The 25,392-nt window shown below is 67.5% G+C and carries 24 protein-coding genes and 2 tRNA genes; 5 read left to right on the forward strand and 21 right to left on the reverse strand.

The annotated features are described in order from the left end of the window. The 8 genes from pgaB to AC5P8D_RS00915 all read right to left on the reverse strand — a co-directional run bounded on the left by pgaB (window position 1) and on the right by AC5P8D_RS00915 (window position 8,963). Window positions 1-1,887, reverse strand: coding sequence for a poly-beta-1,6-N-acetyl-D-glucosamine N-deacetylase PgaB (gene pgaB, locus AC5P8D_RS00880; protein WP_043400969.1), 1,887 nt, complete (start codon window positions 1,885-1,887; stop codon window positions 1-3). Window position 1,888: 1 nt separating this feature from the next. Further along, window positions 1,889-3,916, reverse strand: a complete 2,028-nt coding sequence (gene pgaA, locus AC5P8D_RS00885) for a poly-beta-1,6 N-acetyl-D-glucosamine export porin PgaA (RefSeq protein ID WP_010486663.1) — start codon at window positions 3,914-3,916, stop codon at window positions 1,889-1,891. A gap of 343 nt (window positions 3,917-4,259) precedes the next feature. Then, window positions 4,260-5,465: a CynX/NimT family MFS transporter gene (locus AC5P8D_RS00890; protein WP_043400972.1), complete on the reverse strand. Its 1,206-nt coding sequence runs from the start codon at window positions 5,463-5,465 to the stop codon at window positions 4,260-4,262. Between the two features lie 222 nt (window positions 5,466-5,687). Further along, window positions 5,688-5,764, reverse strand: a tRNA-Pro gene (locus tag AC5P8D_RS00895). 140 nt (window positions 5,765-5,904) lie between these two features. After that, window positions 5,905-5,981, reverse strand: a tRNA-Pro gene (locus AC5P8D_RS00900). Window positions 5,982-6,036: 55 nt separating this feature from the next. Further along, window positions 6,037-6,153, reverse strand: coding sequence for a cytochrome bd-I oxidase subunit CydX (gene cydX / locus AC5P8D_RS00905; RefSeq protein ID WP_005410354.1), 117 nt, complete (start codon window positions 6,151-6,153; stop codon window positions 6,037-6,039). Between the two features lie 53 nt (window positions 6,154-6,206). After that, window positions 6,207-7,358, reverse strand: coding sequence for a cytochrome d ubiquinol oxidase subunit II (gene cydB, locus AC5P8D_RS00910; RefSeq protein WP_159360392.1), 1,152 nt, complete (start codon window positions 7,356-7,358; stop codon window positions 6,207-6,209). Window positions 7,359-7,373: 15 nt separating this feature from the next. Then, on the reverse strand, window positions 7,374-8,963 hold the full coding sequence (locus AC5P8D_RS00915; RefSeq protein ID WP_005410352.1) for a cytochrome ubiquinol oxidase subunit I: 1,590 nt from the start codon (window positions 8,961-8,963) through the stop codon (window positions 7,374-7,376). A gap of 228 nt (window positions 8,964-9,191) precedes the next feature. Here AC5P8D_RS00915 and cydD point away from each other — a divergent pair, with 228 nt between their 5' ends. Then, on the forward strand, window positions 9,192-10,937 hold the full coding sequence (gene cydD, locus AC5P8D_RS00920; RefSeq protein WP_262102173.1) for a thiol reductant ABC exporter subunit CydD: 1,746 nt from the start codon (window positions 9,192-9,194) through the stop codon (window positions 10,935-10,937). Continuing rightward, window positions 10,934-12,607 carry a thiol reductant ABC exporter subunit CydC gene (gene cydC / locus AC5P8D_RS00925; protein WP_262102174.1) on the forward strand — a complete coding sequence of 558 codons (1,674 nt, stop codon included), beginning with the start codon at window positions 10,934-10,936 and terminating at the stop codon, window positions 12,605-12,607. The genes cydD and cydC overlap by 4 nt, the downstream gene beginning before the upstream one ends. A gap of 100 nt (window positions 12,608-12,707) precedes the next feature. Here the strand turns inward: cydC and AC5P8D_RS00930 are convergent, their stop codons facing one another. The 11 genes from AC5P8D_RS00930 to ccmA all read right to left on the reverse strand — a co-directional run bounded on the left by AC5P8D_RS00930 (window position 12,708) and on the right by ccmA (window position 21,107). After that, window positions 12,708-13,052, reverse strand: a complete 345-nt coding sequence (locus AC5P8D_RS00930; protein WP_019336390.1) for a DUF1294 domain-containing protein — start codon at window positions 13,050-13,052, stop codon at window positions 12,708-12,710. Next, the gene (metX, locus tag AC5P8D_RS00935; protein ID WP_495202997.1) at window positions 13,053-14,165 is read right to left on the reverse strand and encodes a homoserine O-acetyltransferase MetX; all 1,113 of its coding nucleotides are present in this window, start codon (window positions 14,163-14,165) and stop codon (window positions 13,053-13,055) included. It abuts the gene before it with no gap. Between the two features lie 180 nt (window positions 14,166-14,345). Then, window positions 14,346-15,335, reverse strand: a complete 990-nt coding sequence (locus AC5P8D_RS00940) for a tetratricopeptide repeat protein (RefSeq protein WP_495202998.1) — start codon at window positions 15,333-15,335, stop codon at window positions 14,346-14,348. Then, a complete protein-coding gene (locus AC5P8D_RS00945) occupies window positions 15,329-15,778 on the reverse strand; it encodes a cytochrome c-type biogenesis protein (protein WP_019336393.1) in 450 nt (149 codons plus the stop codon). Before AC5P8D_RS00945 ends, AC5P8D_RS00940 begins: the two co-directional genes overlap by 7 nt. Window positions 15,779-15,782: 4 nt before the next feature. After that, a complete protein-coding gene (locus tag AC5P8D_RS00950) occupies window positions 15,783-16,400 on the reverse strand; it encodes a DsbE family thiol:disulfide interchange protein (protein WP_005410345.1) in 618 nt (205 codons plus the stop codon). Between the two features lie 8 nt (window positions 16,401-16,408). Then, window positions 16,409-18,328, reverse strand: coding sequence for a heme lyase CcmF/NrfE family subunit (locus tag AC5P8D_RS00955; RefSeq protein WP_495202999.1), 1,920 nt, complete (start codon window positions 18,326-18,328; stop codon window positions 16,409-16,411). After that, window positions 18,329-18,790, reverse strand: a complete 462-nt coding sequence (ccmE, locus tag AC5P8D_RS00960; protein WP_019336396.1) for a cytochrome c maturation protein CcmE — start codon at window positions 18,788-18,790, stop codon at window positions 18,329-18,331. It abuts the gene before it with no gap. Further along, window positions 18,787-18,975, reverse strand: coding sequence for a heme exporter protein CcmD (locus tag AC5P8D_RS00965; RefSeq protein ID WP_010486686.1), 189 nt, complete (start codon window positions 18,973-18,975; stop codon window positions 18,787-18,789). Before AC5P8D_RS00965 ends, ccmE begins: the two co-directional genes overlap by 4 nt. Further along, entirely contained in the window at window positions 18,972-19,742 is a 771-nt protein-coding gene (gene ccmC / locus AC5P8D_RS00970; RefSeq protein ID WP_010486688.1) for a heme ABC transporter permease CcmC, read from the reverse strand. Before ccmC ends, AC5P8D_RS00965 begins: the two co-directional genes overlap by 4 nt. A gap of 43 nt (window positions 19,743-19,785) precedes the next feature. Further along, window positions 19,786-20,481: a heme exporter protein CcmB gene (gene ccmB / locus AC5P8D_RS00975; protein WP_006456616.1), complete on the reverse strand. Its 696-nt coding sequence runs from the start codon at window positions 20,479-20,481 to the stop codon at window positions 19,786-19,788. Next, window positions 20,478-21,107, reverse strand: coding sequence for a heme ABC exporter ATP-binding protein CcmA (gene ccmA / locus AC5P8D_RS00980; RefSeq protein ID WP_019336398.1), 630 nt, complete (start codon window positions 21,105-21,107; stop codon window positions 20,478-20,480). Before ccmA ends, ccmB begins: the two co-directional genes overlap by 4 nt. A 196-nt stretch (window positions 21,108-21,303) precedes the next feature. Here ccmA and AC5P8D_RS00985 point away from each other — a divergent pair, with 196 nt between their 5' ends. From AC5P8D_RS00985 to AC5P8D_RS00995, 3 genes are all read left to right on the forward strand, one after another. Beyond that, on the forward strand, window positions 21,304-22,452 hold the full coding sequence (locus AC5P8D_RS00985) for a pyridoxal phosphate-dependent aminotransferase (RefSeq protein ID WP_010486694.1): 1,149 nt from the start codon (window positions 21,304-21,306) through the stop codon (window positions 22,450-22,452). 14 nt (window positions 22,453-22,466) lie between these two features. Then, entirely contained in the window at window positions 22,467-23,273 is an 807-nt protein-coding gene (locus AC5P8D_RS00990) for an amidohydrolase (RefSeq protein WP_235651904.1), read from the forward strand. A 103-nt stretch (window positions 23,274-23,376) separates the two neighbouring features. Further along, complete coding sequence (locus AC5P8D_RS00995; protein WP_010486698.1) at window positions 23,377-23,811, forward strand: hypothetical protein; 435 nt, start codon at window positions 23,377-23,379, stop codon at window positions 23,809-23,811. On the opposite strand, the gene AC5P8D_RS01000 is transcribed toward AC5P8D_RS00995, so the two are convergent. Together AC5P8D_RS01000 and AC5P8D_RS01005 are read right to left on the reverse strand one after the other, a co-directional pair. Then, window positions 23,798-24,091, reverse strand: coding sequence for a hypothetical protein (locus AC5P8D_RS01000; RefSeq protein ID WP_043401502.1), 294 nt, complete (start codon window positions 24,089-24,091; stop codon window positions 23,798-23,800). The genes AC5P8D_RS00995 and AC5P8D_RS01000 overlap by 14 nt on opposite strands. Before the next feature lie 95 nt (window positions 24,092-24,186). Further along, entirely contained in the window at window positions 24,187-25,314 is a 1,128-nt protein-coding gene (locus tag AC5P8D_RS01005) for an MFS transporter (RefSeq protein ID WP_043401504.1), read from the reverse strand. Window positions 25,315-25,392: the final 78 nt, after the last annotated feature.

Here is a 25,392-nt window from a genome sequence, read left to right on the forward strand (position 1 = left end):
TCACTTCTCCGGGTACGGGAAGTTGCCGGCGGACATCGCCGCGCGGGCATCGCGGGTGGAGGGCTGGTCGGCGATGAAGTCGTCCGGGTACCAGGCGAAGTGGTGCACGCCCTGCGCCTGCAGCTGGCGGATCTGCGCGCGCAGGCGCTCGGCGGGAATCGGTTGCCCGCTGCGCCAGTCGACGGTCTGCAATTCGAACAGGGTGTGCTGCAGCTGTGGATCATGCGCCCGCACCGCGCCCAACAGCTGGTCGAGCCAGCGTTCCGGATGCTTGCTGCCTTCCATCCACGGCATCGCCATCAGTGCGGTCTGGTCGTAGGCCTTGTTGAACAGGTCCAGGCGCTGCGCGAACCAGGCTTCGCTCTGTGGGCGCAGCACCGGTTCGGCGTACAGGTTGCGCACCGTGGCCAGCTTCGGCCGCCAGTGCTGCGCGCTGTTGCGCAGTGCCAGGGTGAAGTCGATCAATGCCTGCGTGCGTGCGCTGCCTCCATCGCCGGCCGCCAGCGTGGGCAGCTCGGTGTCGCGCAGATAGCCATCGTCATGGAACAGCAGGCCCTCGAGGTACGAGTTGACCGCCAGGTCCTCGTAGATGTCGAGCATGATCTGGCGCGCTCGCGGGTTGGTGAAATCCAGCCGGTACATGCCATCGGCATCGCCGTTGCGGATCGCCAGCGCCTTGCGCTGCGCCGGGTCGGGCAGCTCGAAGCCGAGCACCGGCAGCCATGCGTAGACCTTCACCCCCGCACGCGATTTCAGCTGCCAGGCAACGCGGCTGAACAGGTCCGCGCGCATCGGCATGTGGCGGTTCGGGAAGTACAGTGCATCGGCGGTGTTGTTGCCGTCCGGATCGGCGAACGCCTGCAGGTAGACGTGCGTCGGCGCGATGCGCTTGACCCGCTCGATCAGCGCATCCAGATTGCGCGCCTGCTGTGCGGGGTCGGGGTCGTACACATCATCCAGGTCGATCTGCAGGGCACGGATGCCATCGAGCGCGACGTCGCGGCGCAGTTCGTAGGCCAGCGCCTCCACGGTCGGGTTGTCGCTGACCAGGAAGCGCGCCAGGCCATGCAGGTCGCTGGCCACCGGCGTGCTGCGGCCTTCCAGATCGAAGGACACTGGCATGCCCAGCTGCTCGGCAATGTCGTTGCTCAGCTGGTTGTAGGCGGCATAGGGCCAGACGATGGCGCGCGGGCGCACGCCCAGGTGCTGCTGGATGCGTTGCACACTGCGGCCGAGATCGGCGCGCAGGCGCTGCTCGTACTGTGGCTCGCTCTCGTAGCTGTGCGTGGCCGGTCGGTAGATGCGGGTCACGACAGCAGGGGTGGAATTTCCCTGCGGGTTGGCAAGCACCCCGTGGTGCAGATCGTCGGTATGGCTGGCCACCTCGATCAGGCCGCTGTCGTGCATCTGCTTCAGCTGTGCCCAGGTGATGAAGTCGTCGCGGCCGAACGGGCGGTAGCCATAGTCGATGGTGCGGCCCGGTGCCATGTCCACGTAGTCGGTGATCACCGCCACCAGCGCCGGATAGCGGTAGGCCTGCAGCAGCGGGAAGGCCTTGTCGTAGACGCTGCGCAGGCCGTCATCGAAGGTCAGCAGTACCGGTTTCGGAGGCAGCGTGGCGCGCCCCTGCGAGGCCGCGATCACCTGCGACAGCGACACCGGGTGGTAACCGTGTGCCCCCAGCCAGTCCAGGTGGGCGGCGAAGTTCTGCGTGCTCACCGCATAGGTATCGGCATCCCCCTTGGCTGCGACCTGGTCGCGGATGTCGTGGTAGCTGAGGATCAGCAGGCCGTTGTCGATCGCATCGAGATGCAGGGCCTGCTGCGCGAAGGCCGGCGGCGCAGCCGACAGCAGCAGGAGCACGATCAGGCGCAGGATGCGGGTCATGTCAGTCTCCCCAGCGCAGTGCGGCTTCGAAGCCGATATGGCGTTCGCGATGGCCGTCGTAGACCGGCCGCGACCAGCGCACGCCATACTCGAACACGCGGCCCTGGCCCAGCTGCCACTCGTGCATGTACGACACCGACGGCACCAGCGCACTGCCGAAGCCGTCCTGCCAGTAGTCGCCCAGCGAGACGGTCAGCCGGTGCCGGAAGTGGCGTTCGTAGTGGCGCCACAGCTGCTGGTCGATGCGCAGGCCGATCTCGACCATGCGGTCGCGCTTCGGGTTGAAGTAGGGGGCATCGTCGCGGCTGCCACGACTGGTGTAGGCACTGGCCAGGCCATCGATCAGCCACCGTGGGCGGGTCAGCAGGCGCTGTTCAAGTGCGGTGCTGAACAGTTCGCGATGGTTGCCATCGTCGTAACGGAAGCGACTGGCGCCGAACACCCAGTGCGTGCGTTCGCTGCGCCGATAGTCGACCTGCGCACTGACGCTGTCAGCGGTGATGCCGGCCACGCGCGCCTGCATCGATGCCTCCGGATCATTGCGTGCGGCAATCAGTCCGGCATGCCAGTAGTCGTTGAACTGCCAGCCCACGCCGACGCGCAGGCCGGTATCGCCAATGTGGTCGTTGGCGCGCAGCACGGCCGCTTCCGCATCCAGCCGGCCGAAGCGGTAGCGTACGCCCGCGCCCAGCCACAGCGGGTCGATGCGCTGGTCCTGGAAATCGACCGAGCGCCGGTCGGCGAAGGCGAACAGCCGCCAGCGATCGTCGAGTACGGGTGTCTGGACCTCCATGCCATAGCGGCGATCATCGTTGCCCAGCGGCGAGGTGCCACCCCCGCCGGAACTGCGTCCGATGTCGGTCCATGCCTTCAGCTGCCAACCGCGATGCGCGCGCCAGGCCTGGTCCATGCGTTCGACGGCGGGCTGGGTGGGGTAGCGTGCGACCAGATCGTCGTGCAGCGGTCGCGCCAGGTCATCACGCTGCAGAGCGACGTAGGCTTCCTGCATGCCCAGCCGGGGCTCGATGTCGCGCGGGTCCAGCGCATGCGCCATCTGTTGCCGCTGCAGCGCCCTGCGTGGCCAGCCGCGCATCATGTAGACACTGCCCAGCGCACTCTGCAGGCCGCCGTTGCCCGGTGCGATGTCGACCATCGATTCCAGATCGCGCTGCGCGGTGGGCAGGTCACCGCTGTAGGCGCGCACCATCGCCAGGTTGAGGTCGGCCTCGTAGCGCGACCAGTTTGGATACGGCGACTTCCCGTTGCTCCAGCGCCAGGCAGGTTCCTTGTCGCGCCACGCCTGCAGCAGGTCGACGGCCTTTTCCTGCTGCTCGCTTTCCAGGTAGGCGTAAGCCAGTTCCGAATGCGAGGCGTCGCGCGTTGGATCGCCAGCGACCGCTGCCTGCAGCACCGGAATGGCTTCCTCCGGGTGCAGGGTGCCCATCAGCGAATCGCCCACTGCGGGCAGCACATAGTCGGGCAGGGCATGGCCTTCGGCCTGCAGTGCGCGGGCTTCCTCGCGCACCTGCGCATGGCGGCCCAGCCGGTTGAGCAGGATCAGCCGGTCCATGCGGATGCGCAGTGGCGCCTGCGCGGGTGGAGTGCCTTCGGCGCCCAGGTAGCGCTGCATGCGCGCCAGGGTTGATTCGGCCTCTTCCAGCCGGCTGTCTTCGCTGCTGCTGTAGGCCAGGCTCCAGACCACCAGCTTGGCCAGGTAGTCGCCTTCGATGCGCTGCTTCTGTGCAGCGTCGAACAGCTGCGGGCGCTGCTGGTACAGCGCCCAGGCGCGCCACGCATTGCCGATGTCGCCCAGGGTCAGTACGCGCAGCTTGAACAGCAGATCGTCGTTGGGCTGCTGCTGGCTGGCGCGCTCGATGGCGCCGAGGGCATCCAGCCAGCGGGCCTGGTCGCGGTAGCGGCCGATCTCGGCCAGGGCCGCCTCGCGGTCGGGCGGGGCAGCACTGCTGGCCCAGGCCAGGGCGGTACAGGCAAGGCCGACGCAGAGCGCCAGCCGGCGGTGGACAACCATTGGGGACCCCCTTGGCTTCCGAACCAGACAACCTGAAAAATGTGACGCACATCACATGCCAGATTTTGGGGTGGCCGTGGCCTGCGTCACTCCCCTCGCGAACTCCCATCCAGCAGGGATGGGCGAAACCAGGACAGCGACCTGCAATGTCTTGTCTGAAACGAGAGTCCCCCGCGCACCGAGTGGTGGCCTGGGCGGCGCTGCCGCCCCCATGCCCGAATGCCGGCACGCGGCAAGGATGGGCATTCGTGGGCACTATCCGCCCGGAATTGTCAGCCCGGCGTCAAAATGCGCAAACGGGCTGACGAGCGGTAGGTGGGGCCGGTTGCTGGCCCCATGCGGCTTACCAGAGGTCTTCCAGCTTGCGCGGCTTGCAGGCCACCCAGGAAGCGCACAGCATCAGGGTGGCGCAGCCGAACAGGAAGCTGAACGGGATCGTCCAGCCGTCGCTGACGGTGTGCAGCCAGCCGACCAGGAACGGCCCCAGGCAGCTGAAGCTGTAGCCCACACCCTGCATGAACCCGGACAGCGCCGCCGAGCCGGTGGGGGTGCGGGTGCGCAGGTTGATCAGGGTCAGCGCCAGCGGGAAGGTGGACGGACCGACGCCGAGCAGGCAGGCCCACAGCAGCGGGGCCTTCATCGGTGCCAGCAGCAGGCCGGTGAAGGCGATCACGAACGAGAAGAAGCCGATCAGCACCAGCGGGAACGGGTTCTGCAGGCGCACCGCCATCGACGGGATGACCAGCGACGGTAGCAGGCCCAGTGCCGAGAACACGGCCACCATCACGCCGCCGAACGCGGGCGTGCCACCGGCCTCGACCACGATGCGCGGCAGCCAGGTGAACATCGAGTAGGTCATCAGCGAGGTCATGCCGAACATGAGCGTCATGCTCCAGCCCAGCGACGTGCGCCAGACCTTGCCATGCGGCTGCGCGGTGGGGTCGGTGGCGTCGGCCTGCGGCTTCGGCGCGCGCTTGGCCAGCACCAGCCAGGGCAGTGCGGCGGCCAGTGCCAGCAGCGCCCACATGCCCAGCGACACGCGCCAGCCGGCAGCGTTGGCCATCGGCACCGCGAGCAGCGCCGGCAGCATCGTGCCCAGCTGCAGCACGCTGATGTAGAGCGTACTCATGGTGCCGACCTTGTTGGCGAAGTAACGCTTCACCAGCGGCGGCACCACCACGTTGCCGATGCCCATGCCGGCCAGCGCCAGCACCGAACCCAGCAACAGCGTGCCGACGTTGCCGGCGCTGGAGCGCAGCAGCAGGCCGGCCATCGCCATCACCATCGCCAGCAGGGTGGTGCGCTCCAGGCCGAGGCGCCGCGCCAGTGCCGGCGTGGCCACGCCGAACAGCGCGAACGAGGCGGTCGGCAGCATGCCCAGCACGCCGGTCATGGTGGTGCCGAAGCCGAACTGCTGGCCGAGCACGTCCAGCAGCGGGGTGATCGAGGTGACCGCAGTGCGCAGGTTGACCGCTGCCAGCAGGATCGCGGCAAACGCGAGGACGCGACCGTGCAGCAGCGACGGCGAATCGGAAGTGGAGGAACTCATCGGTGGTCCTTGCAGGTGTCGCACGCCGCAGCAACGGCATGCAGCGCCGGCATCGGTCTACGCCGAAGCGGCAGGTGGGGGTAGGGGCTGCAGGCGGGCCGGCAGCGCGGCCATTGTACGTGTGCGCTCTGGCAAGGTCCCGTCATGCGGGTGGCCTGGCGCTTGGCACAAAAAAACCCGGAGGACATTGATGTCTTCCAGGCTTCTTGGTGACCACCGAAGTGGTCGGGGAGACAGGATTCGAACCTGCGACCTCTACGTCCCGAACGTAGCGCTCTACCAGACTGAGCTACACCCCGAAGGGAGCCGCCTATTCTAGCGATTCACCCCGATGGCGGCAAGGGGTGAATGCTGTTTTCTTCACACTGCCGAAGCAGTGCCACTTCAGGGAACAAAAAAGCCTGGACGACTTCACCAGGCTTCAATGCGACCACTTGAGTGGTCGGGGAGACAGGATTCGAACCTGCGACCTCTACGTCCCGAACGTAGCGCTCTACCAGACTGAGCTACACCCCGAAGGAGCCGCCTAAGATACCGTGTGAAGGCCAAGGCGGCAAGGTTTTTTTACAGCTCAGCGACGATTTTCTTTCTCGATACGGTTCTGCTCGCGGGCTTCGAACCACATGCCGTTGAGGATGGCCACCGTCGAGGCGAGGCCGGCGCCGAGAATCCAGGCGAAATACCACATGGTCAATCTCCTTTGTTCAAGGGTGTGCCGGCCGTGGGCCGGCACACCGGCAATCAGTAAGCGTTGGGGTTGTTGCCCATCTCTTCGGTGGTGGTCTTGCCCTTCAGCACGCGGTACACCCAGGTGGTGTAACCGATGATGATCGGCAGGAACACCGCCGTGGCCAGCAGCATGATCCACAGGGTCAGGTGGCTGGACGAGGCATCCCACACGGTCAGGCTGGAGGTGGGCTGGCTCGAGGACGGCAGCAGGAACGGGAAGATGGCGAAACCGACGGTCAGGATGATGCCGGCAATGGCCGCACCGGAGGCGATGAAGGCCAGGCCGCCGCGACGGGCACGCAGCAGTACCGCACTGGCCAGCAGGCCGGCCAGGCCCAGCAGCGGCGCCAGGATCGTGGCCGGCATCGCGCTGTAGTTGCGCATCCAGCCACCGGCGGCGCCGAGTTCGGCAGTCTTCAGCAGCGGATTGGTGGCGCCATCGGTAACCACCTGCGAGGTGATCTGGTAGCCCGGCAGGCCGAAGGCCACCCAGGCACCGCCCACTGCGAACAGCACGAAGGCGATGATCGCGGCGATGCTGCCGAAGCGGGCTGCACGTTCGGCCACCGGGCCGTCGGTCTTCAGTACCAGCATCGCGGCACCGTGGGCGACCAGCATCGACACGCTGAGCAGGCCGGCCAGCAGTGCGAAGGGCATCAGCAGGCCGAAGAACGAGCCGGTGTAGAAGATGCGCATGCTGTCATCGAAGTGGAACGGCACGCCCAGCACCACGTTGCCCACCGCCACGCCCATGATCAGCGCCGGGATGAAGCCACCGATGAACAGCGCCCAGTCCCAGGTGTTGCGCCAGCGTTCGCTGGGCATCTTGCTGCGGAACTTGAAACCGACCGGACGCAGGATCAGCGCGAACAGGATCACGAACATCGCCAGGTAGAACCCGGAGAAACTGACCGCATAGAGCGGCGGCCAGGCGGCGAAGATCGCGCCGCCGCCTAGGATCAGCCACACCTGGTTGCCTTCCCACACCGGGCCGATGGTGTTGATCACCCGCCGGCGCTCGGCGTCGTTGCGGGCGACGAAGGGCAGCAGGGTGCCCACGCCCAGGTCGAAACCATCCATCACGGCGAAACCGATCAGCAGGATGCCGAGCAGCAGCCACCAGATCACGCGCAGCGTGGTGTAGTCCAGAAGAATGAAATCCATCTTGGTTCTCCTGCCTCAGGCCTGGCCGGCGGCTGGCGCCGAGGCATTGTGGGAAGCATGCGGCTGGGGCGACTGCAGCGACGGCAGCACCTCGTCCGGACCCTTGCGGATCGCCTTGAGCATCAGCTTGATCTCGACCACGATCAGCGCGGTGTAGATTGCGGTGAAGCCTGCCAGGGTCAGCACGATTTCATGCAGGGCCAAGCCCGACGCCGCATAGAAGGTCGGCAGCACGCCATCGACAGCCCACGGCTGGCGACCATACTCGGCCACGAACCAGCCGCACTCGATCGCGATCCACGGTGCCGGCAGCGTCCACAGGGCCAGCTTGAGGAACCAGCGCTTGTCCTGGAAGTTGTTGCGGCAGGAGTAGTAGAAGGCCAGTGCGAAGAAGGCGATCAGGTAGAAGCCGAGGCCGGCCATCACGCGGAAGGTCCAGAACAGCGGCATTACGCGCGGCACGGTGTCCATCGCCGCCTGCGAGATCTCCTGCGGGGTGGCGTTGAGGATGTCGTCGCGGTAGCGCTTGAGCAGCAGGCCGTGGCCCAGGTCCTGCCAGTGGCGGTCGAACATCTCGCGTGCTTCAACGTCGTTCTTGTTGGCGCGCAGGCGCTCCAATGCACCGTAGGCCAGCTGGCCGCCACGCACGCGGTGTTCGGCGCGCTCGACCAGTTCCAGGATGCCCGGAATCGGCTGGTTCAACGAGCGGGTGGCGATCAGGCCCATCAGGTAGGGGATCTTCACCGCGTAGTCGTTCTGGTGGGTTTCCTGGTTCGGGATGCCGAAGGCGGTGAAGTCGGCCGGCGCACGCTCGGTCTCCCACATCGCTTCGATCGCGGCCAGCTTCATCTTCTGGTGTTCGCTGGCGGCGTAGCCGCTCTCGTCACCCAGCACGACCACCGACAGTGATGACAGCAGGCCGAACGCCGCGGCCACCGCGAACGAACGACGGGCCAGGTCCTTGTGCTTGTTGCGCAGCAGGAACAGCGCGCTGATCGCCATCACGAACACCGCACCGGTCACGTAGCCGGCGCTGACGGTGTGCACGAACTTGGCCTGCGCCACCGGGTTGAACACCACCGCCATGAAGTCGACCACTTCCATGCGCATGGTTTCCGGGTTGAACACCGCACCGGTCGGGTTCTGCATCCAGCCGTTGGCAACCAGGATCCAGATCGCCGACAGGTTGGTGCCCAGTGCCATCAGCCAGGTCACCATCAGGTGCTTGACCTTGCTCAGGCGGTTCCAGCCGAAGAAGAACAGGCCGACGAAGGTGGCTTCCAGGAAGAAGGCCATCAGGCCTTCGATCGCCAGCGGCGCGCCGAAGATGTCACCCACGTAGTGACTGTAGTAGGACCAGTTCATGCCGAACTGGAATTCCATGACGATGCCGGTGGCGACGCCCATGGCGAAGTTGATGCCGAACAGGACGCCCCAGAACAGGGTCATCCTGCGCCAGATCTCCTTGCCGGTCATCACGTACACGCTCTCCATGATGGCCACCATGAACGACAGGCCAAGGGTGAGTGGTACGAATAGGAAGTGGTACATCGCGGTCAGCGCGAATTGCAGCCGCGACAGTTCTACGACTGTCTGATCAATCATGGCCTGGCTACCTCGTTGGATAGTGCCGTTGCAGGTGGCGGGAAGGGTGGTCTACGACGTGAATGATGTGACCGACTACTTCAAACAGCCTTGATCCAGATCAATGTATGAACAGGTGCCCCGGTTGATCGTATGCCAACCCGATGAAGACTGCGACCGCTGGCCGCAGAGGCCGGCCATTGCCTGCGCCTACAATGCCGTGTCTCCCCCGTTGCCCGTGAAGACCCCTTGAGCGCTGCCGAAACGACCCCTGACAGCCTGTCCCCGGAAGCCGAAACTGCCCGCCAGCGTCGTGTCCGCGCGGCGTGGCTGGCTGATCTGGCCCATTCTGCCCGGGGGCGCCAACGCCTGGCGGCCCTGTGCATCAGCCTGTCCGGTGCGTTGCTGATCGGCCAGGCCGCCGCGATCGCCTGGCTGGTGCAGCAGGTGCTGGTGGAGCGCGCGCCGCTGGCCTCGGGGCTGCCAGTGCTGGGCGGGCTGGTGGTGATCCTGGTGCTGCGCACGCTGTTGGGCAGCGCCACCCAAGCGGCTGCCGGGGATGTAGCCGATGCCGCGCGGCTGGCCCTGCGCGAGCGAGTGTTCGCCCGACTGCTCAGCCATGGCCCGTTGTGGCTGCGCCAGCGCCGCACCGGCGAACTGGGCGAACTGATGCTGCATCACGGTGATGCGATCGAGAGTTATTACAGCGGGTTCCTGCCGGTGCGCACCGAGGTGCTGGTGGTGCCGCTGCTGATCCTGGCCGCGGTGGCCTGGGTTGACTGGGTGGTGGCGTTGATCCTGCTGTTCACCGCGCCGCTGGTGCCGTTCTTCATGATGCTGGTGGGCTGGGGCGCCGAAGCCGCCGGTCGCGCCCAGTTGGGGGAGCTGGCGCGGATGAGCGGCCACTTCGCCGACCGCATCAAGGGCCTGGGCCTGCTGCGCCTGTATGGCCGCGGCGAGGCCGAGCTGGAGGGTATCGAGGCGGCCGCCGAAGGTGTGCGCGTGCGTACCCTGAAAGTGCTGCGGATCGCCTTCCTGTCGTCCACGGTGCTGGAATTCTTTGCCTCGGTGAGCGTGGCGATGGTCGCGCTGTACCTGGGCCTGAGCTATCTGGGCATGATGTCGCTGCATTCGGCGGTGCCGACGCTGGGCGCGGGCCTGTTCTGCCTGCTGCTGGCGCCGGAGTTCTACGCGCCGCTGCGGCGGTTGGCTGCGCACTACCACGACCGCGCCAATGCACTGGCCGCGGCAGCCGAGGTTGAGCGTCTGCTGCAGTCATTGCCGGACGAGCAGGGCCTGATCGAGAACGAGAGTGCGCCGCTGGCTGTGGAACCGGCCGAGGCCGCGTTGCCGCCGCTGCAGGCGCAGGGGCTGGTGCTGCGCCCGTTGGGCGCGCCGCACGACGTGCTGCAGGATCTGGATGTGCTGCTGGAACCGGGCCAGCGGCTGGCCCTGGTCGGCCCCAGTGGATCCGGCAAGAGCACGCTGCTGGAAGCACTGGCGGGCTGGCTGCCACCGCGTGCCGGCAAGCTGCAGCTGCGGCCCGGCGTGCAGGTAGCCTATGCCAGCCAGCGGCCGTACCTGTTCCACGGCAGCATCGCCGACAACCTGCGCCTGGCCGATCCCGGCGCCAGCGACGCGCGGTTGCGCGCAGTGGCCGAGGCCTCGCAGGTGCTGCAGTTCGCGCAGCGCCTGCCACAGGGACTGGATACGGTGATCGGCGAGCGCGGCTTCGGCCTGTCCGGTGGTGAGGCACGTCGCATCGGCCTGGCCCGCCTGCTGCTGCGCGACCCGCAGGTGCTGCTGCTGGACGAACCCACCGCGTTCCTCGATGCCGATACCGAAGCGGCGCTGCTGCGCAGCCTGGCCGCCTATGCACGCGGCCGCAGCGTGGTGGTCGCCACCCACAGCCCGGCGGTGATCGCCTGGGCCGACCGTTGCCTGTTGTTGCCGGAAGGTCGGTTGGTGGAACCGGCACAGGCGGTGCGCGCATGAGCCGTTCGCCTGATTCGCTGCGCGCCGTGTTCCTGCGCCATCGGCCGCGCCTGCTGCTGACGATCCTGCTGTTGTGGACCACCATGCTGGCCGGCACCGCACTGCTGGGCCTGTCCGGTGGTTTCCTCACCGCCGCTGCATTGGCCGGTGCGGCCGGCCTCGGCCAGGGCTTCAACTTCTTCTCGCCGTCCGCGGGTATCCGCGGGTTGACCATGGCGCGCATCGTGTCGCGCTACTTCGAAAAGCTGGTGGGCCACGATGCCACCCTGCGCATCGCCCGCGACCTGCGCGTGTGGTTCTTCCGCCGCGCGCTGCCATTGGCACCGGCACGGCTGGGGGCCACGCGCACCGGCGATCTGCTGGCGCGCCTGCTCGGTGACATCGGTGAAGTGGACGGCCTGCTGGTGCGTGCGATCGGGCCGCTGGTGGCGCTGGGTGCGCTGACGCTGGTGGCGATCGCTTCAGCCGCTGTGATCCTGCCGTCAGCGGCGGTGCTGCTGGCGGTGCTGGCGCTGCTGATCGCTTTCGGCGTGCCGTGGCTGGGTGTGCGAGGTCGTGACGATGAAGAGGCCGACCGTGCCGCGCATCGCGCCGCACTGCGCACCGCCGCCTTTGAAGGGTTGGAGGGCGCGGGCGATCTGGCCGCGCTGCATGCCGATGCGGCGTGGCAGCTGAAGGTGCGCGTGGCCGCCAAGCAGCTGGCTTCGCGGGATCGTCGGCGCCGCTGGCGCCTGATCGCGGCCTCGACCCTGCATGGCCTGGTCGCAGGGCTGGGGCTGGTGGCGATGCTGGCACTGGCGCTCCACGCGGCCGAACAGCAGCGTATCGCGCCGGAAATGGCCGCGGGCCTGGTGTTCCTCACTGTTGCGCTGATCGAACTGTGGGCCGGGATGGGCTTGGCGTGGCAGTCACTGCAGTCCGGGCGGATCGCCGCTGATCGGTTGCAGGCCATCGTCGAGCAGGCGACGACGGTGGAGGATCCCGCAGCGCCACAGCCGGTACCGCAGGCCGCGCGCGTGCACTGGGATGACGTGCATTTCCAGTGGCCAGGCGCGGTGCGACCGGTGCTGTCCGGCCTGCGGCTGACGTTGGCGCCTGGGGAACGCATCGCCATCCGTGGCGACAGCGGCAGTGGCAAGACCACGCTGTCCAGCCTGCTGCTGCGGCTGTGGGATCCGCAGCAGGGGCGAATCACCTATGGTGGCCTCGACCTGCGCGATTTCAGCCAGGCCGACTGGCATCGGCAGCTGGCCTGGTTGCCGCAGAACGCGCCGGTGTTCGCCGGCACCGTGGCCGAGAACCTGCGCCTGGGGGATCCCGATGCCAGCGACGCCGCCTTGTGGGCAGTGCTGCGCCGCGTGCGCCTGGGCGAATGGGCCGAGCGCAATGGTGGCCTGCAGGCCTGGGTGGGGGAGAACGGCGCGACGATGTCGGCCGGCCAGGCGCGGCGGCTGGCGCTGGCCCGTGCACTGCTGCGCAATGCACCGATCCTGTTGCTGGACGAACCGACCGAAGGCCTCGACGTGGATACCGCACGCGCGCTGTTGCGGGACCTTTCCGGGTTGCTGGACGGGCGCAGCCTGCTGATGATCACCCACGACGACCTGCCTGAAGGCGTGGTCGATGCGCAGTACCGGTTGCGCGATGGGGCGCTGGTCCGCGAACTTTGACCGATGCACATCCGCGCGTGGCGTGGATCTACTGTAGAGCCGAGCCCATGCTCGGCTGCCTCGGTACGGAGCCGAGCATGGGCTCGGCTCTACAGGTTGGCTATCGCGAAAACTCGCGCAGCATCACCGCGATCGAGGCCACGTTGGCCAGCACGCACAGCCAGAACACCCACTGGAACGAGGCTTTGCGGTGCTTGTGGCGGAACATCGCCTGGCCCAGCAGCGCGCCGGGCCAACCGCCGGCAAAGGCCAGCAGCTGTAATGTGCGCTCCGGAATACGCCACTGCTTTCGCTGCGCCGCGCGCTTGTCGTGGCCGTACAGGCCGAACGACACCGCGCTGGCGAGCAGGCACCACCCACCCAGCCACAGCGGCAGCACGCCGCTGACCGTCAGCGCGATCAACGCGCCGAACGCGGCCAGCGCGAGATTACGCCGCCATGCCACCTACAGCGCGTCGAGAAAGCCGCGCACGGCCGGGCCGAAACGCTCGAAATCGACGAGGAAGGCGTCGTGGCCCTGTGGCGATTCCAGGCCGATGAAGCGCGCATCGGCGCCGCCGGCGCGCAGGCCGTCGGCGACCTGTTGCTGCTGCTGCACCGGGAACAGGATGTCGGTATTGGCGCCGATCGCCAGCGCCTTTTCCACCCGGATCTTCGCCAGCCCGGCCAGCACGTCGCCGTCGGCATATTCAGCCAGATCGAACCAGTCCATCGAGCGGCTCAGGTACAGGTAGCAGTTCGGATCGAAGAAACGCACGAAGCGCCGTGCGTGGCCTTCCAGATAGCTTTCCACCTGGAACTCCAGGCCGAACGGATCGTCGTCGGTCTGGTCCGAATCCAGCCGCACGCGGCCGAAGCGGCCATCCCATTCCAGTGCGGAGCGGTAAGTGATCACGCCCAGCTTGCGCGCCATGCGCATGCCGGACTCGGGGTATTCGGCATCGTCGTAGTGGCCACCATTCCAGCGCGGATCAAGACGGATCGCCTCGCGCTGCAGCGAACGGATCGCGATCGAGAACGGCAGCGCCTGCGCACTGCCGGAAATGTTGACGTGGCTGCGCGCGATGCCCGGCTGCAGCATCAGCACGGCCAGTGCGGTCATGCCGCCCATCGAATTGCCGACCACGCAGGCCAGCTGCTCGATGCCCAGGGCGCGCACGACCTCGATGGCGGCGCGTGCGCCGTCTTCGATCGACAGCTCGGGGAAGTCCAGGCGGTAGGGCTGACCGTTGGCCGGGTTGAGCGAAGCGGGGCCGGTCGAGCCCTTGCAGCTGCCCAGCGAATTCACGCACACCACGAACCAGCGGTTGGTATCGATGGGTTTGTCGGGGCCAACCATCGCTTCCCACCAGCCCGGTGCCGGGTTGGCCTCGTTGGCCGCTGCATGCGCGTCTGGGGACAGGCCGGTCACGATCAGGATCGCATTGCTGGCGTCGGCCGCCAGTGTTCCCCAGGTTTCGTAGGCCACGCGCGCGCCGTGCAGGGCGCCCCCGCGCTTGAACGGGAAGGGCGAGGGCAGGGCGTGGAAGCGGGTGCCGGGCGGGATGAATTCGGTCATGCAGCCATTCTAGCGGGGCCGCATGTGGAGCTGGCGACACGCTGGTTTCCAGCAGCGGGTGGACGCGGACCGGACCGTCGTATCCACGCATGGCGTGGATCTGCTGTAGAGCCGAGCCGATGCTCGGCTGGCGGGCGCCGGCAACCCAATCGCAGCCGAGCGTGGGCTCGGCTCTACAGGTCAGGGAAACCGCAGCTCAACCACGCCGTCATGCGGCAGCGTCACCCGCACCACGTCGCTTTGCAGGTCGCCCTCGCTGCGATTGGCGCTACCAGTACGCGAGATGCGTGCCAGCACTTCCACGTCGCGATGTGCCGACAGCGGCGCGGTCGGCATCGGGCTGTCAGCGTCGCCCAGCCCGACCGTGGCCGGGAAACCGGCCAGCGGCAGCTTGCGTGCGGCCACCGGCATCTGCGGTCCACCCACGGCGCGGGCCAGCACGAATACCCGGGTGCTGGCCGGCCACTCGGCATTCTCCAGCGCAGGCAGCTGCACGCGTACCTGCAGCAGCGCCGCTGGTGCTGCAGGGGCGGCATCGGGTGCCAGGCCTGCGGCTTCGCGGGCGATGGCGATCTGCGCCTGCAGCGCCTGCGCGGCGCCGGGCTCAAGCCGTGGCAGCAGGCCGCTCCACACATCCGCGGCCTCGGCATTCTTTCCGCGCTGGCGCAGGGCGATGCCCAGCAGCCAGCTGGCGCGCTCGGCATCGGGTGCCTGTGCACGCGCCTGTTGCAACCAGGCCATCGCGGTGTCATCGAACTGCTTGCCGGCATCGGCCTGCGCACGTGCCTGCGCCGCTTCCACCAGCACGCCGGAGTCTTCCGGGGCGAGAGCGGCGGCACGTGCGAAGGCGTCCGCCGCGGCTGCGGCGTTGCCCAGTTCGGCCTGCGACCGGCCCAGCAGTGCCCAGCCATCGGCCCGCTGTGGGTCACGCTCCAGTGCATCCTGCAGGGCCTGTACGCCATCGCGCAGGGTGGCTACCGACGGCGTCGGTTGTACCTGTGCTGCACGCGGATCACCGACCAGCAGATACAGGCAGGCACCGGCCACGCCCAGCGCGAACACGCCGACCGCGAAACCGCGGCGACCGTGGTGGCGCAGCGGCCACAGCACCAGCGCCGCCATCAGTGCGGCCACCAGACCGGCCAGCACCGGCAGCCAATGGCTCACCATCCGTCTCCTTCATCGGCCTTGCCGGCCGGTGCTGCGCCGACCGTACGGCCACGACGGCGGACAATGCCCAGCACCACCAGTGCGCCGGCGCCGAGCATCAGCAGGGGACCGCCCCACAGCAGCCAGGTGCCCGGCTGCAACGGTGGTTGATAGAGCACGAACTCACCGTAGCGGGCGACCAGGAACTGCTTGATCTGTGCATCGTCGTGGCCCTGCTGCATCAGCTGCAGCACCTCGCGGCGCAGATCCTGCGCGATCTGCGCGTTGGAATCGGCCAGCGACTGGTTCTGGCACTGCACGCAGCGCAGCTGCGCGGCCAGGTCATGGAAGCGGCGTTCTTCGGCGCCATCGCGGAACTGCAGCGGCTGGGGATCGTGCAGCGGCTGCTGTGCCACTGCGGCCAGCGGCAGCATCAGAAGCAGCAGCGCCAGCAGCCAGCGCATGGGCTCAGGGCGCCGTGTGCAGCGTGCTGCCGGCATTGCCTTGGGCCTTCTCGATCTTTTCCAGCGCCGGGATCAGCTTCTCGTCGACTACGCGCTGGGTCATCGCACCGCTGTACTTCCAGCGCACGATGCCGCTGCCGTCAACAAGGAAGGTCTCCGGTGCAGCGGTCACGCCCCAGTCGATGGCGGTGCGGCCTTCAACATCACTGAGCACGACCATGAACGGGTTGCCCAGCTGCTCCAGCCAGTGCAGGGCATCGGTCGGCTCGTCCTTCCAGTTGTAGCCGATCACGCGCACGCGCTTGCTCTCGGCGAAACGGGTCAGCACCGGGTGTTCCTCGCGGCAGGCCGCGCACCAGCTGCCCCATACGTTCAACAGGTAAGGCGCGCCGCGCAGTTCGTCGCTGTGCACGATCATCTCCGGGTCGTGCAGCACCGGCAGGGCGAACGCCGGCGCCGGCTTGTCGATCAGCGCCGAGGGCAGCACGTCGCGCTGCGGATCACCCGATTTCATCACCCCGTAGATCATCAGCCCGAGCAGGCCGAAGAAGAACAGCACGCCGATCACGATGGCTACCGGCGGCAGCGGGCGGGAGGGGCGCGGGGCGGGGGACTCGGACATGGAAACTCCTACGGACGACGGAAACGGCGGTCGGCTGCGGTGATGAATCCGCCCAGGGCCATCAACAGCGCGCCCAGCCAGATCCAGCGCACGAACGGCTTGATGTGCACCCGGACCGCCCATGCATTGTTGCCCAGCGGCTCGCCCAATGCCACGTAGACATCGCCGTCGAAGCGTGCATCGATGCCGGCCTCGGTCATCACCTGGCCGCCACTGGCGTACTGGCGCTTCTCCGGATGCAGCAGGGCCTGTTCGCGGCCGTTGCGGAACACCCGCAGATGGCCACGGTCGGCGATGAAGTTGGGGCCTTCGCGGTGGTCCACGCCCTCGAAGCGCACTTCGTAGCGGCCGACCACCAGTTGCTGGCCAGGTGCCAGCGCCACTTCGCGCTGCACGTTCAGGGCTTCCACCAGCAACGCACCGGCCAGGAACACGGCGATGCCGGCGTGGGCGACGATCATGCCGAGCATTTCGGCGGTGAAGCGGCCGTTGCCGCGCAGTCGCTGCCAGACGAAGCGTGCGGTACCGAAGCCGACCCAGGCCGCGGCGGCGACACCGAGACCGGCCTTCCAGCCGTTCTGCGGCGCCTGCCACCAGGCCAGCGCGCCCAGCAGCACCGCCAGCCCCAGCCAGGGCGCCAGCAGGGCGAATGCACGCGAAGGTTGGTCGCGCTGCCACTTCACCAGCGGGCCGAACGGCAGCAGCAGGATCATCGGCGCCATCAGCAGCAGGAACAGGCTGCCGAAGTAGGGCGGGCCGACCGAGATCTTGCCCAGCGACAGTGCATCTGCCAGCAGCGGGTACAGCGTGCCGAGCAGGACCATCGCGCAGGCGGTGGCCAGCAGCAGGTTGTTGGCCAGCAGCAGGGTCTCGCGCGAGGTGGCGGTGAAGCCACGGCGCGGATCGTCGGCGTCCACGCTCAGCTGGCTGGCGCGCAGCGCGTACAGCAGCAGGCTGCCGCCGACCAGCACCGACAGGAACACCAGGATGAACAGGCCGCGCGACGGATCTGCAGCGAACGAATGCACGCTGGTCAGCACACCGGAGCGCACCAGGAAGGTCCCGAGCAGCGACAGCGCGAAGGCGGCGATCGCCAGCAGCAGTGTCCAGCTGCCGAACGTGCCGCGCTTTTCGGTGACGGCCTGCGAATGGATCAATGCCGCACCGACCAGCCACGGCATGAAGCTGGCATTTTCCACCGGGTCCCAGAACCACCAGCCGCCCCAGCCCAGCTCGTAATAGGCCCACCAGCTGCCCAGTGCGATGCCCAGGGTCAGGAAGCCCCAGGCGACGTTGGTCCACGGCCGCGTCCAGCGCAGCCAGCGCGCATCGATGCGCCCCTCCAGCAGGGCCGCCACCGCGAATGCGAACGGAACGGCAAAGCCCACGTATCCGATGTACAGCATCGGCGGATGAATGATCAGCCCTGGGTCCTGCAGCAGCGGGTTGAGGTCGCGGCCTTCCAGCGGCGCCGGGTTCAGGCGCAGGAACGGATTGGAGGTGAAGATCAGAAAGGCGAGGAAGCCGACGCTGACCACGCCCATCACCGCCAGTACGCGCGCCTGCACGTGTGCCGGCAGGTGCCGCGAGAACAGCGCCACCGCGCCGGTCCACAGCGCCAGCACCAGCGCCCACATCAGCAGCGAGCCCTCGTGGGCCCCCCACACCGCCGAGTAGCGGTAGATCATCGGCAGCAGCGAATTGGAGTTCTCGGCCACGTAGCGCACCGAGAAATCCTGCTGCACGAACGCGGCGGTCAGCACCGCGAACGCGCCGGCGAGCAGCAGCAGCTGTGCGAAGGCGGCCGGCCGTGCCACCGCCATCCATGCCGTGTTGCTGCGATGCGCGCCGACCAGCGGCAGGCCGGCCTGCAGCAGCGAGGCCAGCAACGCGCACAACAGCAGGATCTGACCCAGTTCGGGCAGCACTCAGCGCACCTCGGGTGCCGTCACCGGCACGTCATGCTTGCGATGGGCATCGCCCATCTTGTCGGCCACTTCCTTCGGCACGTACTTTTCATCGTGCTTGGCCAGCACTTCGTCGGCAACGAAGACACCCTCCTGCAGGCGGCCACTGGCGACCACCGCGGTGCCTTCGGCAAACATGTCCGGAAGAATCCGCGACGTGGTCACCGCCAGCTGGGCATCGCCGTCGGTTACTTCGAAACGTGCTTCCAGCGAACCGACCGGGCGGTTGAAGGAGCCCTTCACCACCATGCCGCCCAAGCGGAACCGCGACTGTGCATCGACATCCCCGCGCAGCACTTCCGAGGGCGTGTAGAGGTAGGCGATGTTGCGTTCCAGCGCCATCGCCACCAGTGCGGTGGCCAGCCCGGAGGCGAGCAGGGCCAGCAGTACCCAGGCCAGGCGGCGGCGTTGTACCGGCGTCATCGTTCCAGCTCCGTCGACAGCGGCGCCGCAGCTTCCTGTTTGACGGCGCGGGTCTGCTGCCGCTGCTGGCGTGCCAGCGCCAACCGGCGTGCCATGCGCAGGCGCAGCCACGAACCGATGGCATCGGCGCCGAGCACCAGCACGAACACGGCGTACGCGCCGATCACATAGGGCAGGTGGGTCATGGCTGGGCCTCCCCGGCCGCGCGTGCGGCATCGACCCGGCCACCGACCCAGGCCTTGCCGGCCTCGCGGTCGAGATTGTCGGCGCGGGCCTTGGCCAGCACCGAACCGGCGAACCAGAACTTGGTGCCGATGACCATCCACCACAGTGGCGCGATCATCGCGCTGCTGATTGCCGATTCACCGAACACGTTGATCGACTGGCGCTGATGCAGGCCGCCCCACCAGTCCACCGAATAGCGGATCACCGGCAGCAGGCTGACACCGACGATGGCCAGCAGGCCGGCCGCGCGCGCGGCGCTGCGGCGGTCCTCGATGGCGTGGTACAGGCCGATCACGCCCAGGTACAGGAACAGCAGCACCAGTTCACTGGTCATGCGCGGGTCCCAGTCCCACCAGGTACCCCAGGTACCCTTGCCCCAGATGCTGCCGGTCAGCAGGGTGATCAGGGTGAAGCCGGCGCCCATCGGCGCACAGGCCATGGCCAGGATCTCGCAGACCTTGATCCGCCAGATCAGGGCGATGGCGGCATACAGCGCCATCAGCGCGAACACGAACAGGCTCATCCAGGCACTGGGCACGTGGATGTAGAGGATGCGGAAGCTGTCCAGCTGCTTGGCTTCCGGCGGCACCACCAGCAGCGCCTGCCACATGCCGACCAGCAGCACCGGCACCGCCGCGAGGTAGAACACCCGCGACCAGCGGGCAGCGAATCGGTCGAACGTGGGGGGCGAACCGAGTTGGTGGAACCAGCGGACAATCGGATTCATGCGTGGCGGCTATCCAGCAGGGGTGGATTGGCTCTCAGCTCGGTCAACTCAGAGAAATACGTATTGCAGCGGCGGTGGCCAACGGCGCCAGCACCAGCGCGACCAGCAGGCCGGCGCCCAGCATCAGCAGCGCACCGACCGGATCCTGTCCGCGTCCGGCTGCCGCCAGACTGCCTGCGCCGAACACCAGCACCGGCACGTACAGCGGCAGCGACAGCAATGCCACGAGAATACCAGAGCGTCGGATGCCGACGGTCAGTGCAGCGACCACGCCACCAATCAGGCTCAGCAACGGCGTTCCCAGCAGCAACGATGCCAGCAACATCGGCAGCTGGTCATGCGGCAGATGCAGCATTTCGGCCAGCAGCGGACTGACCACGATCAACGGCAGGGCGGTGGTGGCCCAGTGCAGCAGCACGCGCACCAGCACCAGCCAGGCCAGCGGCACCGGCGCCAGCAGCCATTGTTCCAGCGAGCCGTCTTCGGCATCGGAGCGGAACAGTGAATCCAGCGACAGCTGCCCGGCCAGCAGCACCGCAAGCCACAGCACTGCGCCTGCGGTGGCGGCCAGCAGTTGCGGCTCGCGACCCTGCGCCAGCGCGAACAGCACCACCACCAGCACCGCGAACAGCAGCGGCTGCAGCGCATCGCCGCGGCGGCGCCAGAGCAGGCGCAGGTCGCGCTTGAGCAGGGCGCCCGCGGTCTGCCACAGGCCCGGTTCGGTGCCTGGCGCGATCATGCGGCACCGCCGAGGTCGAGCTGGCGGGTACGCACCGGCGGTGCGGCATAGGCGCCATGGGTGGTGACCAGTGCCGCGCCACCGGCGCGCAGGTGCGCGGAAATCATCCGGTTGACCAGGGTGATGCCCTCCAGGTCGAGGTTGGCATAGGGTTCGTCGAGCAGCCACAGCGGCGCCGGCGACAGCCAGATGCGTGCCAGAGCCAGCCGCCGCTTCTGCCCGGCGGACAGATGCCGAACAAGGGTGTCCTCATAACCGGCCAGGCCGACGATGGCCAGCGCGTTGCCGGGCATCTGCCGCGCACGGCGGCCGTGCAGGCCACACAGGAAGTGCAGGTTCTCCAGCGTGTCCAGATCGGGCTTCAATGCGGGCAGGTGGCTGAGGTAGGCGACATAGCGCGCGCGCTCGGCATTGCCGGCCGGTCGGCCATCGATCTGCACCTGCCCGGCACCGGGCCGGGCCAGGCCGGCCAGCACGCGCAACAGCGTGGTCTTGCCGGCGCCGTTGCCGCCCTGCACCAGCAGGGCTTCGCCGGCGTCCACATGGAAGTCCAGCGGGCCGAACACCGGCTCGTCATTGCGGGAGAAGCTCAGGCCGCTGGCGGCCAGCAATGCAGGGGTGTTCAAGGGGCAGGGGTCTTCATGCCGGAGTGCGGCGGCAATTGTAGCGGTGAATGCTGTCCCGGTAGCGCCAGGCGATGCCCGGCGGCTGCAAGGCATATGCAAAGAGCCGCCGGGCATGGCCCGGCGCTACCGTCTGAACCCACAGTCGCAGCGTGGATTTCGTACACTTCTGGGCCTCGTTCCCCCAGATTCCAGGCCGATGCAACCCAACACCAAGCTGCCCAAGGTCGGTACCACGATCTTCACCGTGATGTCCCAGCTCGCCGCCGAACACGGCGCGGTCAACCTGGGCCAGGGTTTCCCGGACTTTTCCGCGCCGCAGCGCCTGATCGATGAGACGGCCAAGGCGATGGCCGCCGGGCTGAACCAGTACCCGCCGATGACCGGCGTGGCGCCGCTGCGCCAGGCCATCGCACAGAAGGCGCTGGACTGCTACGGCGCACAGGTCGATGCGGACAGCGAGATCACCGTCACCAGTGGCGGTACCGAGGCCATCTTCAACGCCATCCACGCCGTGGTGCGTGCCGGCGAAGAAGTGATCGTGCTCGACCCGGCCTATGACTGCTATGAACCGGCGATCGATCTGGCCGGTGCCAAGGCCGTGCATGTGTCGCTGGATCCGCAGACCTTCGCCGTCGACTGGGACCGCGTGCGTGCGGCGATCACCCCGCGCACACGCATGCTGATCGTCAACACCCCGCACAACCCGTCCGGCGCGATGCTGTCGGCGCAGGACATGCAGGCGCTGGCCGAGCTGCTGCGCGGCACGCAGATCTACCTGATCTCCGATGAGGTGTATGAGCACATCATCTATGACGGCCGCCGCCATGAATCGGCGCTGCGCTACCCGGAACTGCGCGAGCGCGCGTTCGTCATCTCCAGTTTCGGCAAGACCTACCACTGCACCGGCTGGAAGATCGGCTATGCGATCGCCCCGCCGGCGCTGACCGCCGAGTTCCGCAAGGTGCACCAGTACAACACCTTCACCAGCTTCGGTCCGGCGCAGTATGGCTTCGCCGCGATGATCCGCGATGAGCCCGAACACCACCTCGAGCTGGGCGCGTTCTACCAGGCCAAGCGCGACCGTTTCCGCGAGCAGCTGTCCAGCACCCGCCTGAAGGCGCTGCCGGTCCCCGGCGGCTACTTCCAGCTGGTCGATTACTCGGCCATCAGCGACCTGCCGGACCACGAGTTCGTGAAGTGGCTGACCATCGAGAAGGGCGTGACCGCCATCCCGCTGTCGCCGTTCTACGAGAATCCGCCGGCCGGCCAGCGCCTGGTGCGCCTGTGCTTCGCCAAGAATGAAGCGACCATGGACGCGGCGATCGAACGCCTGCGCCTTCTTTGAGCGGAGCAGTGACCATGCAGGACCTGCGCATTTCCCTCGTCCAGGGCGACACCCGCTGGCATGATCCGGCGGGCAACCGTGAGTACTACGGCGCACTGCTGGCACCGCTGGCCGGCATCACCGACTTGGTGATCCTGCCGGAGACCTTCACCAGTGGCTTCTCCAACGACGCCATCGCCCAGGCCGAAGGCATGGACGGCCCGACCGTGGCCTGGGTGCGCGAGCAGGCCAGGGCCTTGAACGCAGCGGTGATCGGCAGCGTGCAGTTGCGTGATGGCAAAGGCGTCTACAACCGCCTGCTGTTCGCCACGCCCGATGGCAACCTGGAGTACTACGACAAGCGCCACCTGTTCCGTTACGGCGGCGAGCACGAGCGCTATGCTGCCGGTCGCGACCGCCTGAGCGTGGAATGGAAGGGCTGGCGGATCAATCCGCAGGTCTGCTACGACCTGCGTTTCCCGGTGTTCTGCCGCAACCGCTACAACGTGGAGCGTCCGCAGCAGCTGGATTTCGACCTGCAGATCTTCGTTGCCAACTGGCCGTCGGCACGCGCCTATGCGTGGAAGACACTGCTGCGTGCACGTGCGATCGAGAACCTGTGCTTCGTTGCTGCGGTGAACCGTGTCGGCGTCGATGGCAACCAGCTGCATTACACCGGCGACAGCGCGGTGCTGGATTTCCTCGGCCAACCGCAGGTGGAGATCCGTGAACGCGAACAGGTGGTCACCACCACCGTCTCGGCCGAGGCGCTGGCAGCGCACCGCGCGCGCTTCCCGGCCATGCTTGATGCCGATGCCTTCCATCTGGACGAGCAGGCCTGAGCGACGGCCTGAACGCCGCCGCACCAGCGCGCGCGCCTGCATTCAACGTGCACGTGCGCGCTGTTAGATTCGCCGCCAGTCCGACCGAACTGGAAGTCCCGCCATGAACAAGCCCTTCGCCCTGCTGCTGGCGCTGTCCGCCGCAGCGTTGGCCCCCGCCGCGCACGCTGCCGGCAACCTCGATTGCGAGCTGCGCTACAACCTGTCCGGCTGGTCGTTGATCTACAAGACCGCATCCGGTAATGGCACGGTCACCTGCAGCAACGGCGCCAGCCTGCCGGTGCGCATCCAGATGAAGGGGGGCGGCCTGACCGTTGGCAAGTCGAAGATCACCAACGGGCGTGGCAGCTTCACCGGCGCGGTCAGCGTCAACGAGCTGCTGGGCACTTACGCCTCGGTCGGCGCGCATGCCGGTGCGGTGAAGTCCAGCAACGCGCAGGTGATGACCAAGGGCGACATCTCGCTGGCCCTGTCCGGTACCGGCAAGGGCTGGGACCTGGGCGTGGACGGCACCGCGTTCACCCTCAGCCGGCGCTGAGGCGCGACGGCGCGGCAGTTCCCCAGTTGATGCGGATGTAGTGCTGTTCGGAATCGCTCAACAACCGTTCAACACCGAAACCATTCTTCAGCAGCTGTGCGACCACGTCTTCGACGAGCTGCTCGCTGGCCATCACCTGGCTGAAGCCGAACACGACGTAGCGGCGGCCATTTTCCGAGCCGATCTGGATGGCGTTGTCGAGATCGCGGTAGAACAGTTCGATCGGGCGCTTGGCGGCATCGACGTTGGCGCGGGCCTGTTCGGCGGTGATGGTGATCATGGGCATCTGCCTTGTGTGGGAGAGCGCGCACGATAGCCAGGGAATCAAAGCCGTTCCCGGAAGGCGCGCACAGTGCGCTGCTTTTGCAGCAATTCCTAGGCTGCAGCGGGACGCTGCCGCTGCAGCCACAAGGCCAGCAGGCCGCACACGATGAGGGTCGGTGCCAGCAGCTGCACTGCACCGACCAGCGCCATTGCCGCACCGATCAGCAGGTAGTAGAGCAGGCCGAACAGCGCGCCTGCGCTGCCGAGACAGTGTGGATAGCCGCGCAAGGCCTGGCCGAGCACATTGGGAATGGCAAGGCCGAAGCCCGTCACCACCGGCACCATCGCCGCGACCAGGGCAGGGTGATCATGCAGCAGCGCGGCCAGCAGGCCTCCCGTCAGAACCAGTCCTGCGGCGATGCGGATGCGCGTGGTTGTGGCAACGCCTGCACGCAGCAGGCGGCCATTGCCCCACGCGCCCAGTGCCGAGCCCAGTGCCAGCACCGCGCCGCTGGCGCCGAACCAGGTGGCTGGCCAGTGCAGGCGCGCAAACACGAAGGGGCCGAGCACATACCAGCTGTACATCGCCACGTTGAAGGCCATCACCAGCAACGCGTGTGACCAGATCCAGCGATCGCGCAGCAGTTCCCGCAGCAGCGGCAGCATGGGCGTGTGCGAGATCTGTGCAGGGCGGCTTTCGCGCAGGCCTGCCAGGCATGCCACCGCCAGCAGGGCAGCGATCAGCAGCAGGCCGGACTGTACGCCGGCATAGCCATTGGCGGCGACCAGCAGCGTGCCCAGTGCAAGACCGATGGCCGGGCTCAGGGCCAGGGCCATGCCGATCCAGGAGAATGCCTGCGCCAACGCTGGCCCCTGCAGATGGTCGCGCAGCACGGTCTGGGTCACCACCGAAGCGGCGGCGGCGCCGACTGCGGCCAACGCCTGGGCCAGCAGCACCTGGCCGAAGCTGCCAGCCATCAGCCCGCCCAGTGCAGCCACTGCGAAGACGCCGAGGCCACAGAGAAGGGCGGGGCGACGACCGATACGATCGGCCAGGCGCCCCCACAGCAGCACGCCTGCAGCGAAGCCGAACAGGTACAGGCTCATGGCCTGGCTGGCGGCACTCGGCGGCAGGGCGAAGCGTTCGGCCAGATCGGCCAGGGCCGGGCTGTACAGGGTCTGTGCCAACTGCGGAAACATCAGCAGTGCAATGGTGAGCAACAACAGGCGGCGCGACATGAGGGCGCTCCAGGAACAGGGCCGCGCATTGTGGTCGCGCCCACAATGGCGCACTCTGTCTATCCTGTCATCAGATAT

Source organism: Stenotrophomonas sp. YJH_SMC_101-4 (assembly GCF_059370395.1).